Raw genomic sequence first — 12,365 nt, 5'->3', positions numbered from 1 at the left:
TCCTTTTTGACTTGGTGTCGTGGTATATCTTCTGTAAGTTCAAACTCTTTAGGCCCAAGATAGGTAATTCCCTGAATATTTCCTGTCTCGAACCAAGCTCTTTGTTTCATTTCATTTTTTTATAGATACTGCTCCACTCCCTGTGCACAGCGTATCGCATGCCGGGCGTTCAGCTCTTCCATGTGGCGGAAATTCTTCTCCCGGTTATACATGTACTTGTCCTCGTGCCAGAGGTGGTAGACTATGCCCGAGAACTTGAGGTACCGTTTCTGGCATCCGCTGTTCTGAAGACGGTTGCCCAAGTCAATATCCTCTCCGCCCCAGCCCTCGTAGAACTCGTCGTAGCCGTTGATGCGGATGAAATCTTCGCGGAAGAACGACATGTTGCAGCCCAGTGCTGCCGACCTGTTCCTGCGGTATCGCGGAGCCAGGAAATGAGCCAGGAGAGGGCAGTGGATGGCATTTTCGGCCTTGCTCTCGATGCCGCGCGTCCAATAGTGGATGGACGGTACTACCCCGGAACGGCAGATGCGTTCCGTCAGCTCCTTGCCCAGGTTCACCCTTCCGCCTTTCACGTAGACCCCGTGAGCCGCTTCGCGGAGGTGGTCGGCGATAAACTCCGGATGCAGGAAAACATCCCCGTCCAGTTCGATGATGTAGTTGCCCGTGCTGCGTGCCACACACTTGTTGCGCATCATCGCCAGCCGGAAGCCCTTGTCTTCATGCCAGACATGAATCAGCGGGAAGGGAGCTTTCTGTTGCAGTGCCTGAATCAGCTGTGCGGTCTCCTCCGTCGAGCCGTCATCGCCCACGAGGACCTCGTCGGGTAATACGGTTTGGCGGAACAGGCTCTGCAGGCATACTAGCAGCGCATCACAGCGATTGTAGGTGGAAACGATGACGGAAATTCTTCCCAAGTCTTTTTTCTCCATTGTCAGTTAAGGTTCGGTTATTAAATCGGTTCAAGTGTATGAAGTCGGCAGGCGCGGGACGGATACGGGTCTCCTTCATCTTTCCATGATTCTTGACAAACTGAAGCTCTGAAAGTGGAATGTCCGAGCTATCCGGGCGATATACAGGACTAAATAACAAATTTTATCGGGCATATACAAGTGTGAAAACAAAAATATCTCCTGTCGGGTGCGCTTTTCTCTGACATCCCCTCAAGCGGGCGTTTCTGCATCCGGTGGAGAAGCCTGACGGAAAACTCCGGTGCGAACATCCGGTTTCTCTACTGTTGTTCTGAAAGTGACAAAATGTCAAACGAAGCCCTCTATACGGCTCTTCCTTGCATCCAAATACGGTTTTGATGGATTTCCTGGCATTCTCAGACGATTCGCAAAATGCAACTTGTCGCCGGATGGCTTGTCTTTATTCCGTTGTGTCAGATAAAATCTCCGCATTGTATCCTTTGTCTGTTCATAACCGGATTTGATTACTCCTTTTATTACCTTCCGATTTGTTGACGCTGCTCACCTTCTGGAGAGCGAAACTCCAAAGTTTTGACTTCCATTTTCCAAAGATTTGACTTCCGGGCACGAAACAATTGTGTTTGGGAGGTGAAACTATATTGTTTGAGGCGTCAAACTATATTGTTTGGCTCGCGAAACAATATTGTTCCGGGCACGTTTTGTCTGTTTTTCGGAAATGAAATGTATAGTTTTCCAAAATGAAGGGCTGTTTAGGACTGTTTTGTTAGCGTTTGTTTGCACTCGCTCGCTAGATTATGCGGAAATTCAAAAGTATTCGTTAGCTGGAAGGAGTGTTTTTGCTGAATTTGTCAAGTGAAAAGGGTATAAGTGCTGTCTTTTTGATAAAGGTAGTACGTGCGGGAGCAGGTTTCCCCGGGTGGTCTTCCGGTGTCTGCCTGGCGTCCGTTAGAAATCCATGAAAGAAAAAACAGGTCCGCATTGAAAAATTTATAACTTTGTGGGACCATAGAGAGCTGAATCAACCAAGAATCAAACCAACGAAATGTGCGTATGAAAAGAAACATTCGACGGATGTGGGTGGCTGTGTTGGCACTGTTGTGCTGCACCGCGTATGCCCAACAAGAGGTAGAGGTGACTGGAGCGGATGGCGCTGCGGTCAGGACCGAGGGAAAGACCATCAAGAGGAAAGTGGCCATCGGGCGTTTTTCCAATGAGACGCAGTACGGGAAAGGCATCTTCTATGACAAGGAGAACGACCCCATGGGCAAGCAGGCACTCGACATCCTGTCTGCCAAGCTTGCCGCGTCAGGTAAGTTCATCCTGCTGGAACGCAACGACCTCGATGTCCTGATGGCGGAGGCGGAAAAGGGAGGTGCCGAGCTGTCGACCATCGGGGCGGATTACCTCATCATCGGTTCCATCACGGAGTTCGGACGGAAGAACGTCGGCAAGGCAGGCGTCTTCACGCGCAGCAAGACACAGCGGGTGGAGGCAGCCGTCGCCATCCGTCTGGTGGAAGTGTCGACGGGACTGATTGTCTACTCCGACGAGGCAAAGGGGGAGGCGGAACTGACTACCAAGACGACCCTCGGTGTGGGCGGACGGGCAGACTATGACGCCACGTTGAGCGACAAGGCCATCTCCGAAGCCATCGGTCAGCTGGTGGAGAACATCATCAACAAGTGTACCGACAAGCCGTGGCGCACGTACTTCCTAAGCTATGACACGGACGCTGTCCTCATTGGTGGAGGGGCGAGCCAGGGCATCGCTGTCGGCGACACCTTTGCCGTCAAGCTGAAGGGCAAGCAGGTGAAGAACCCGCAGACGGGTATGCTCATCGAACTGCCCGGCAAGCAGGTGGGCACTGTGACGGTCACTGCTACGGCTGGCGACACGCCCGAGACGGAATATTCGTCCGTAGAAGTCCATGCCGGGACGCCCATTGACCCGGCGCATCTGTCGGACTATTACATCGAGGAAGTGCAGCCATGAGAACGTTGCTCGCTCTTGTGTCGGGCATCATCCTGCTGTGCGGATGCTCCACCACGGAGACCTCGCTCTACTCGTGGTATGACTACGAGGGGGTGACCTACCGTTACAGCAAGAAGGCAACGCCCGAACTCCGCGACAAGCTGTTGCAGGAGTACCGTCGCATCATCGACCGTCAGCACGGTGTCCGTCGGACGGTGCCTCCCGGCATGTATGCCGAGTATGGGTTCCTGCTTTACCGGATGGGCTATCCCGAGGAGGGCATCCCCTACCTGAAAGAAGAAATCCGTCTTTATCCCGAGTCGGAGACTTACCTGTCACGTATCATCAAACAGTTGGAGAAGAAATGAGACTACATCTGTCCATCCTGCTGAGTGCAGGATTCGTCCTGGCGGCGGTCACCTCCTGCGGTACCGTAGCGGAGACGGTCGTCACCCGCGGACAGCAATACCCGAAGCTGTACGCGGAGGCACCCGGTTCCATCGTCATCATGCCGCCCGTCAACCGGACGAATGCCGTGGAGGCGAAGGAGTATTTTTACACCACGCTCTACCGTCCGTTGTGCGAGAAGGGGTACTACGTCTTTTCCCCTTACCTGACGATGGAGCTGTTCCGTTCTGAGAGCGCCTATGACAGCGAGCTGTTCCTGGAGGGCAGCCTGAAGCGCTTCCGCGAAATCATCGGGGCGGACGCAGCGATGTTCACCGTCATCAAGGCGTGGGAGCGCGACAACCTGGGTGGCAAGCTGACGGCACGTGTAGAGTTCATCCTGCGTTCCACCACGAGCGGCGAGGTGCTCTACCGACGGGAAGGCAACCTGACGGTTGACACGGAACTGTCAGCCGATGAGGACGACAGTCCGCTCGAAGTCCTGTTGGGCATGGCGGCAACGATGCTCACCACGTCGCTGACCGACCAGGTCGTGGCAGGCAGACGTTGCACGGACGCCGTCCTGAGCGACATGCCGCTGGGCAAGTATTCCCCGGCATACGGCACCGACCGCGAGGTGAAGGCGGGAAAAAGCTATTTTGAGGCGACGGTGAAGTAGTGTCCGTCGACAGAAAGACTGACGCGGGTAACACAGCCTTCGGTGGAGGGCCGTGTTACCCGCGTCTGTTCACAGAGGCAGGAAGCTGTCGTGCGTCGGTGTCTTATTGCAGCTCCAGTGTCACGATGCTCTTGGCAGGCATGGTAAGCGTCAGGACACCCTTGCGGAGCCGGGCATCCTTGAAGGGCCGGGGAACGACCGTTTCGGGCTTGTCGAACGAGTTGTAGTCGTTGATGTGTGCAGCGGTGAGTATTTCGCCGGTCACACCTTTCGCCTGTGCACCGTTGAGGCGGATGGTCAGTTCGCGGGCATTCTCGGTGTCGATGTTGGAGATGGAGAGATGGATTTTCCCGTTCTTGTCTTTCGAGGCGGTGGCACTGACGAGCGGCAGCGTGCGGTTGTCGCGCACCTGCATGGTGTCGCACTGGATGTCAACGGGGAGGTAGGTGGCGTCCTGGTGTACCTTGTACATCCGGAAGACATGGTAGGTCGGGGTGAGCACCATGCGCGGTCCGTCGGTGAGAATCATCGACTGGAGGACGTTGACCACCTGGGCGATGTTGCACATCTTCAGTCGTCGGGTATATTTGTGGAAGATGTCCAGCGAGAGCGAAGCCACGAAGGCGTCGCGCAGGGTGTTCTGCTGGAACAGGTGTCCCGGGATGGTGTTTGGCTCCACGTCCCACCAGGTGCCCCACTCGTCGAGCAGGAGGGCGACGTTGTTCTTCGGGTCCAGCTCGTCCATGATGGCGATGTGCTTCTTCAGCACGTCCTCAATCTCGCGGCATTTGCCCATCGTCCAGTAGTAGTCGTCGGGGGTGAACTGTGTGGCAGAGCCTTTGCTGCCCACCCATCCGGTGACGGTGTAGTAGTGCAGGGAGATGCCGTTCATCATCGAGCCGGCACGCTCCATGAGGACACGCGTCCACTTGTAGTCATAGTCACTGGCTCCGCTGGCGACCTTGAAGAGCTGGTTCCCGTCGTAGTTGCGGCAGTACGTCGCATAGCGGCGGTAGAGGTCGGAGTAGTATTCGGGATACATCGAGCCGCCGCATCCCCAGCTTTCGTTTCCCACACCGAGGTACTTCACCTTCCACGCTTTGTCGCGTCCGTTCTTGCGGCGCAGGTTCGCCATCGGCGAGTCTCCTTCGCTGGTCATGTATTCCACCCATTTGGCAAGTTCCTCGACGGTTCCGCTGCCGACGTTTCCGCTGACGTAAGGCTCGCAGCCGAGCATCTCGCAGAGGTTGAGGAACTCATGCGTACCGAAGGAGTTGTCTTCCACGGTGCCACCCCAGTTGTTGTTCACCATCTTGGGGCGTTGGTCTTTGGGTCCGATGCCGTCCATCCAGTGATATTCGTCGGCGAAGCATCCTCCGGGCCAGCGCATGACGGGCACCTGCAACGCCTTCAGTGCATTGAACACGTCGGTGCGGTAGCCTTTGATGTTGGGGATGTCCGAGTTCTCGCCGACCCAGATACCTCCGTAGATGCAGCTGCCGAGATGTTCGGCGAACTGTCCGTAAATCTCTTTGGGGATGATGTCCGTGCCCTTGTCAGCCTGCACGGTGAGGGTCGCTTCCTTCTGTGCCGACAGCGACAGGGTGGCTCCCAGCATCAGTGTTCCAAGTAGTAGTCTTTTCATAGGTAGTGTGGTTTATTGTAACATACAGCTACAAATGTACGCCAAAAAAGGCTAAACGGCGTACATCTGCCGGCTGTATGTGGATGTTTACTTGCTTTTCTTGCCCCAGTAGGTCTTGCCGGTGTTGGAGTAGGCTGCGTAGATCAGGGTGTGTGTACGCGGCTTTGCCTCCCAGTCGGTCTCCCGGCAGAGGTAGAGGTCGGTGCCGTTGTCCACCTGGATGACCTGTCGGGAGGCATCGAAGCTCCATTTTGCCCCCTGCCACGGACCTGAGCCGATGGTATGGTCGGCTCTGAACTCCATGAGCTGTGACTCCTTCTGTACGCCGTACTTGTAAGAGAGGTCAATGTGTTCCCACGTTCCGGCAATCTCTGCCTCCGTAATGGGAGCTTGCGGCACGGCACCGTAGCGTTCAGGCATGACGAGAGGCCAGCTGTCGGCCGTCCAGCGGATGCTGCGTATGTGTCCCAGCATGTTGGCGTTGTTTACCTCCTTCGGCAGTCTGCCTTGCGAGGCATAGAACCAGTGGTCGTCGCCGTCGGTGAAGATGGCACAGTGGGAGATGCCCACCCAGCCGTCGCTGAGCACACTGTGGTAATAATGCACGTTCCAGAAGGAAAGCGCATTGTCGGTCATGCAGTCGCGCGAGGCAGCGAGGAACTGCCCGTTGGTGTAGCCCTGGAAGGCGTCAGGAAGCTCCTGACTTCGTCACTCAAAAAAGCCTAATTTCGCAAAGCGTTGATAAATAGAATTTTGTAATTTCGTGTCACCTATTTTAGGGTGACACGGTTCAAAAATATGTTTATACGAAGAAAAAAATATCCCTCAGGCAATGTTGGCATAATTGTCACAGAGAAGATTAATGGCAAAATGAATGAACTTGCCACAATCGGCATAGCCAAGGAACCCGAAGATCTTGACTCACTCATATCTAAAGCCCGTGAGTGGATTGAGAGGGAGCAAGAACGTCGGCATCCCCGTCTAGATCTTTTCGGCGAGGAGCGTAAGGGGTGTGAAGCGGAACTTCTGAATGCCGAGCAAATGCTTTCATGTATTACCAACATCTCGATTAACGGAGCAGACCTGATACTTAACCGTGTGTTTGACAGTGTGGGCTTCAACCGGATTGAGGATCCGGTATTCCGACAGCTGGTAAAGGCGCGGTTGGCCTATCCGGCAAGCAAGGCGGCTACTGCCGAGTACCTGAAAAAACATTTCGATGAGGATGTCAGCCTGTCGAAGATATACCGTTATCTGGACAAGCTCAGCGACAGTCAGCATGAGACCGTTCAGGACATAAGCGTACTGCATACAAGACAGGTGTTGAACGGCCGCATCGGCGCTTTGTTCTATAATGTGACCACCCTTTATTTTGAGGCGGATTATGAGGATGAACTGCGAAAGACAGGATTTTCCAAAGAAGGACGACACAGGGATCCACAGATCATCCTCGGACTGCTTGTCAGCATCGGAGGCTATCCGCTGGCCTATTGCATACATGAGGGGAACAAGTATGAAGGTCACACGATGCTGCCGGTGGTAACGGAATTTGTACGGAAATATAAATTGGAGGACTTTATTGTCGTGGCCGACTCAGGACTGATGAACAGCGACAATATAGCAGACTTGGAAGCAAATGGTTACAAATATATTATCGGTGCGAAAATCAAGAACGAAAGCAAAAGGATACAGGAATGGATACTCAGTCAGCCCAAAGTTGACAAGCAGATGGTGGAATACGACAAGGGAGGCAGCAGACGTCTGCTTGTGGGATATACAGACGACCGTGCCCGCAAGGATGCCCACAACAGGGAAAAGGGGATACAACGTCTGGAAAAGGCATACCAACGTGGCACCCTGACGAAAGACAACATAAACAAGCGAGGTTATAACAAGTTCCTGAAGATGGAGGGCGACATTAAGGTGACCATCAATTATGACAAACTTGAGGCTGACGCGAAATGGGACGGGCTGAAAGGATATCTTACCAATACAAATATCCCGACCGGTGAAGTATATGCCGCATATCATAACCTATGGCATGTCGAAAGGGCTTTCCGCATCTCAAAATCGAAGATAGAGATATGACCTATGTTCCACTTCACCCACCGCAGGATAAAGGCACACGTATGCATCTGTTTTGTGGCGTTGAAAGTTTATAAGGAACTAGAGCGGCTGCTGAAACTATCCAATGTCAATATGAGTGTCGACAAGGTTTTAGCACTTGCACAGACGATTGTAACAATACAGCTGACACTGCCCAAGAACAAACAGGTTATCAATCGAACTATGCTGATGAAACGCCATCAACCTATCGCGCAATTATTCTCTGATGAGTTTTGGGTGACACGTTGACGAAGTCAGGAGATAATCTGATTAAGCTCTCTTATGCAGGGGATGTGGCACCGTGTTCGGGTTCTGCATCCCCTGTTTTTCTTTTGTTGTCCGGACTTTCTCCCGGCAAACACTGTTGCCCCACGGATGGAACACGTGAGTTTGACTCACACAACACAAGAGTTTGACCTGACAAACTAATTAGTTTGACATACCTAAGTATTATACTTAGACCACCAAAGTATCATACTTAGGCTGCCTAAGTATAATACTTTGGTCCATCAAACTACTATGTTTGTCAGGTCAGACTCTTGTGTTTGTCCGGTCGAAGACTTGTGTTTGACCGAACAAACACAAATGATACGACAGGCTCTTCTCTTTTTTTTCACTTCTTCTTCATAAACTCACTCGGACTCATGCCATACTTCTCCTTGAACCGTTGGCGGAAGTAGGGGACACTGCTGAAGCCTGTCATGTCGGACACCTCGGTCACGGTGTATTCCCCGGACTCCAGGAGGGTAGCGGCATGCCTCATCTTGGCATCGCGCACCAGCTCGTTGACGGAGATGTTCATCAGCGCCTTCACCTTGCGGTAGAGGGTGGAGTGGCTCATGCACATCTTGTCGGCAATAAACGCGATGTCCATGCGTTCCAGGCTCATGTTCTCCTCGATGACCCGGTTCACCTTTTCCAGGAAGTTGCGGTCGAGCTTGCTGAGTTTCCGTAGGGCATCCGTCTCTTCCTGTCCGGGTTCTTCCGTTTGTTGGCTGCCGATGAGGCGTGCCAGTCGGCGTCGGTTGTCGAGCAGGTTGTCGATGCGGCTGATGAGCAGTCCGGCGCTGAACGGCTTGCTCAGGTACGAGTCTGCACCGGCGGCATAGCCTTCCTCCTTGTCACGGGTACTGTCCTTTGCCGTGAGCAGGATGACGGGGATGTGGCTCGTCTGTACGTCCTCCTTCACGAGCCGGCAGAGTGTCACGCCATCCATGACCGGCATCATGATGTCGCTCACGATGAGGTCGGGGATTTGCTGTTGCGCCGCGTTGAGTCCCTCTTGTCCGTCGGCTGCCGTCACGACGTTGTAGCGGTCGGCGAGGGAGCTGCGGATGTATTCACAGATGTCCGCGTTGTCTTCCACCACGAGCACGATGGGGCGGTTGTCGTCCGTCGTTTCCGGCTGTTCATCGGAAGCAGCTTCCGGGGGTACGGCGTCCGTCCGTGACTCCTTGTGCAGAGCGTCAGGATAGAAGTTGTCGGTGAGCAGGCTGACGGTGAAGGTGCTTCCTTCTCCCGGTGTGCTCTTCGCGTCGATGGTGCCCTGATGGAGGCTGACGAGCGACTTCACCAGCGCCAGTCCGATGCCCGTCCCCGAGGCGCGGTGGGGACTGTCCTCCTGGTAGTAGCGTTCGAAGATGTGCGGCAGTGCTTCCGCGCTGATGCCGTGTCCCGTGTCGCTGATGCGGATGACGGTGTGGCGTGTGCCGTCCGTCGTCTCAGTGGCGATGCTCAGGCTGATGCTCCCCTGCGGTGTGTACTTGATGGCATTGGAGAGGAGGTTGTCGAGGATGATGGTCATCACGTCGGGGTCAAAATAGAGAGTGGTGTCCGTCGGAGCGATGGAGAGGCGGAAGTCCACCCGGGCGTTGGAGTTCAGTTCCTTGTAGCGCAGCCCGATTTCCTGTACCAGCTTGCCCAGGTCGGCACGCTCCACGCAGAGGCGGCGGTTCTCCGTCTCGGTCTTGCGGAACTCCAGCAGCTGGTTGATGAGGTTGAGCAGGCGGACGGAACTGTCGCGTATGGCGCTGAGCTTGTTCGCATGACCGGGCGAGAGCGTCTTGTCCTGGAGCAGGTCCTCCAGCGGACCGAGGATGAGTGTCAGCGGCGTACGCAGCTCGTGGGTCATGTTGGTGTAGAAGCGGAGGCGCTCATCGTTGAGCTTCCGGTCGTTCTCGTGCTGGTGACGTTCCAGCTTCAGCCGGTTCTCCAGTTCCAGCCGGTGCTTGTAGAAGCGCAGTGCCAGGTAGAGCAGCAGGCATCCCACTGCCAGATAGAACAGCTTCGCATATCCTGTGAGCCACAGCGGGGGCAGGATGCGGATGGACACCGATGTCTCGTCGGTGCTCCACGGCTGGTTGCGCAGCCGTGCCTTGACACGGAAGGTATAGGTCCCCGGAGGCAGGTTGCGGAACATGACGCGGTGGTCGTTCCCGTTCTCGAACCAGGCGGTGTGCAGTCCTTCCATGAGGTAGGCATACTCCACCTGCCGGCTGCGAGTGTAGTCCATCACGTTGAAGGCGATGTGGAACGTGTTCTCGTCGTGGGCGAGGCGGATGGTCTGTCCGTCGGCAAGCGGCAGGATGCGCTCCAGGTTCTTCATGTCGCCGGTACTGCTGAAGCTCCTGACTTCCGTGATGACCACGGGGCTGAGCCGACGTGGACGGTCTATGTCTGTGGGGGAGAAGCTGCACACACCCCGTTGCGAGCCGAAGCAGAGTTGTCCGTTGCGGTCGGTGCAGACGGCACCGTCCATGAAGTCACCCTTGGGCACACCTTCATCGGACGTGTAGTTCTCGAACTGTTGTTCCTTCCGGTTCCAACGGGAGATGCCCCCATTGGTGCTGAGCCAGATTTCCCCGTCACGGTCTTCGGCGAGGGCACGCACATGCACGTTCACCAGTCCCTGCTTGCCGCTGTACAGCCGGCAGTCTTTCGGACGGGAAGGGTCGGGCAGGCAGGAGATGCCGTTGCGTGTGGCTATCCAGATACCTCCCTGCCGGTCGACGAGACAGTCGTTGACGGCGTTTGAGCCCAGTCCGTTTGTTTCATCGAGGGCACAGATGAGCTTGTATGCCGGGTTGAAGGCGACGATGCCCTTGCCGAAGGTGCCGACCCAGAGGTTGCCTTTGCGGTCGCGCAGGATGCGGTTGACCATGCGGTCGGGCAGCTGGCGGGTGATGTCGTCGCGTCTTTCCAGCCTGCCGTTCCGGCAGATGTAGAGTCCGTTGAGGGTGGCGACCCAGATGGTCCCGTCAGCGTCCTCGTGGAAATCGCGTACGTCGAGTGCCGGATTGGGAGACGCGATGCGGGTGAGGCGTCGGGTCGCCGGGTCACAGGTGAGCACGCCGTCGTTGTAGAGTCCCAGCCAGAGCAGTCCCTTACGGTCCTTGTAGAGTGCGTTGACGTGGGTGTTGGGGCTGGCAAGTCCCGTCAGTTCCAGGGTGAAGGCTTCCCGTTCGCCGTCGAAGGCGACGAGCCGGTTCTCACAGCCTGCCCACAGCAGCGAGCGGTTGTCGACGGCGAGGCTCCACACTTGGTTGGCGCCGGATGCGTCGGTGGAGGAGCCCGTGGGGAGGAGGGTCCGAAAGATGGGACGTTCGTAGCTCAGGAAGTCGATGCCCTGACGGTAGTTGCCAATCCAGATGTTGCCGAACGAATCCTGGAAGAAGCAGCGCGCGTTGGCGGAGGAGATGCCGTCCCGTTGTCCTGCTCCGATGTTGTCGAAGCGGACGTCTCCGGACGACAGGGCCTGTGGGTCGAGGATGCTGACGCCGCCCATCTGTGTACAGACCCACAGACGTCCGTCGTCGGCCTGTCCGATGTCGTAGACATAGTTGGAAAGGAGGGAGTGGGGGTTGCCTTCCTCGTGTCGGAAGGTGGTGAAGGTGCCCTGCTCCGGGTGGAAGAGGGCGAGTCCGTTGTTGGTGCCGACCCATACCCGGTGATCCCTGTCGATGAAGATGCAGTGGACGATGTTGCCCGGCAGGCTGTGCGGGTCGTCCTGGTGGGTGAAGCTCCGGCAGGTGCGTTGCTTCAGGTCGATGAGGCTCATGCCCTGTCCGTCGTGCCCCACATAGAGGTGTCCGTTGCCGTCATCCCGGCTGCACCAGGAGGTCCCTTCGAAGTGTGCGATGTCGCTCATCCGCCAGGGAGTAAACGTGTGGCTTTTCGGGTCGAAGTGTTCCACCCCGAGGTGGTAGTGGGTGACCCAGATGCCCCCGTCGGCAGCCCGTGAGAGGTCGGTCACGTCGCTCGACAGGAGTCCGTTCTGCGAGTTGTAACGGGCGGTGAACTGTTGGCTGACACAGTCGTAGACACAGAGGCCGTGGCGCTGGGTACCGATATATACAGTACGCGTGGAGGGGTCGCAGTATACGGTGTTGAGCTCGTTGCTGCTCAGGGCGGAGTTCTGTGTGTTGTAGACCGTCACCTCCGTCCCGTCGAACTTGTTCAGTCCTGACTCGGTGGCTATCCAGATGAAACCCTGGTAGTCCTGGGCGATGTCTACCACATAGTTGCTCGACAAGCCATTGTCCACGTTGAGATGCCTGAACGGATGGGAACCTTGTCCCCGGAGGGGGCCCGTCAGGAAGGAGAGACACAGTGCGATAAAAGTGACAGTGAAGTGAGAGATTCGCAT

At 55.8% G+C, this 12,365-nt stretch carries 7 protein-coding genes and 1 pseudogene; 4 read left to right on the top strand and 4 right to left on the bottom strand.

The genetic code is table 11. The features are described 5' to 3' along the window. Window positions 1–119 precede the first annotated feature (119 nt). Window positions 120–932 carry a glycosyltransferase family 2 protein gene (locus M3087_RS05550; RefSeq protein WP_249094271.1) on the bottom strand — a complete coding sequence of 271 codons (813 nt, stop codon included), beginning with the start codon at window positions 930–932 and terminating at the stop codon, window positions 120–122. A gap of 1,050 nt (window positions 933–1,982) precedes the next feature. Between M3087_RS05550 and M3087_RS05545 the strand changes: the two genes are divergently transcribed. The 3 genes from M3087_RS05545 to M3087_RS05535 are packed head-to-tail and all read left to right on the top strand — an operon-like array spanning window position 1,983 to window position 3,969. Then, complete coding sequence (locus tag M3087_RS05545; RefSeq protein WP_249094268.1) at window positions 1,983–2,924, top strand: CsgG/HfaB family protein; 942 nt, start codon at window positions 1,983–1,985, stop codon at window positions 2,922–2,924. Continuing rightward, entirely contained in the window at window positions 2,921–3,271 is a 351-nt protein-coding gene (locus tag M3087_RS05540; RefSeq protein WP_249094267.1) for a DUF4810 domain-containing protein, read from the top strand. The genes M3087_RS05545 and M3087_RS05540 overlap by 4 nt, the downstream gene beginning before the upstream one ends. Continuing rightward, a complete protein-coding gene (locus M3087_RS05535) occupies window positions 3,268–3,969 on the top strand; it encodes a GNA1162 family protein (RefSeq protein ID WP_249094265.1) in 702 nt (233 codons plus the stop codon). Before M3087_RS05540 ends, M3087_RS05535 begins: the two co-directional genes overlap by 4 nt. Before the next feature lie 103 nt (window positions 3,970–4,072). Here the strand turns inward: M3087_RS05535 and M3087_RS05530 are convergent, their stop codons facing one another. Together M3087_RS05530 and M3087_RS05525 are read right to left on the bottom strand one after the other, a co-directional pair. Next, window positions 4,073–5,614: an alpha-N-arabinofuranosidase gene (locus tag M3087_RS05530; RefSeq protein ID WP_249094263.1), complete on the bottom strand. Its 1,542-nt coding sequence runs from the start codon at window positions 5,612–5,614 to the stop codon at window positions 4,073–4,075. An 87-nt stretch (window positions 5,615–5,701) separates the two neighbouring features. Further along, window positions 5,702–6,217 (bottom strand): annotated as a pseudogene (locus tag M3087_RS05525) (glycoside hydrolase family 43 protein); the annotation flags it as partial. Between the two features lie 267 nt (window positions 6,218–6,484). On the opposite strand from M3087_RS05525, the gene M3087_RS05520 reads away from it, so the two are divergent. Continuing rightward, complete coding sequence (locus tag M3087_RS05520; protein ID WP_249094261.1) at window positions 6,485–7,702, top strand: IS1634 family transposase; 1,218 nt, start codon at window positions 6,485–6,487, stop codon at window positions 7,700–7,702. Between the two features lie 631 nt (window positions 7,703–8,333). Here the strand turns inward: M3087_RS05520 and M3087_RS05515 are convergent. Further along, complete coding sequence (locus M3087_RS05515) at window positions 8,334–12,365, bottom strand: two-component regulator propeller domain-containing protein (protein WP_249094260.1); 4,032 nt, start codon at window positions 12,363–12,365, stop codon at window positions 8,334–8,336.

The organism is Mediterranea sp. ET5 (assembly GCF_023337025.1).
Classification (GTDB): domain Bacteria; phylum Bacteroidota; class Bacteroidia; order Bacteroidales; family Bacteroidaceae; genus Phocaeicola_A.
The sequence above is the reverse complement of the archived record's forward strand: the minus strand, read 5'-3'. Positions and strand labels throughout refer to the sequence as shown.

Bases quoted from the DNA above. Each gene is read 5' to 3' on its own strand.
- M3087_RS05550 (WP_249094271.1), bottom strand. From the start codon at position 932: ATGGAGAAAAAAGACTTGGGAAGAATTTCCGTCATCGTTTCCACCTAC.
- M3087_RS05545 (WP_249094268.1), top strand. From the start codon at position 1,983: ATGAAAAGAAACATTCGACGGATGTGGGTGGCTGTGTTGGCACTGTTG.
- M3087_RS05540 (WP_249094267.1), top strand. From the start codon at position 2,921: ATGAGAACGTTGCTCGCTCTTGTGTCGGGCATCATCCTGCTGTGCGGA.
- M3087_RS05535 (WP_249094265.1), top strand. From the start codon at position 3,268: ATGAGACTACATCTGTCCATCCTGCTGAGTGCAGGATTCGTCCTGGCG.
- M3087_RS05530 (WP_249094263.1), bottom strand. From the start codon at position 5,614: ATGAAAAGACTACTACTTGGAACACTGATGCTGGGAGCCACCCTGTCG.
- M3087_RS05520 (WP_249094261.1), top strand. From the start codon at position 6,485: ATGAATGAACTTGCCACAATCGGCATAGCCAAGGAACCCGAAGATCTT.
- M3087_RS05515 (WP_249094260.1), bottom strand. From the start codon at position 12,365: ATGCGAATCTCTCACTTCACTGTCACTTTTATCGCACTGTGTCTCTCC.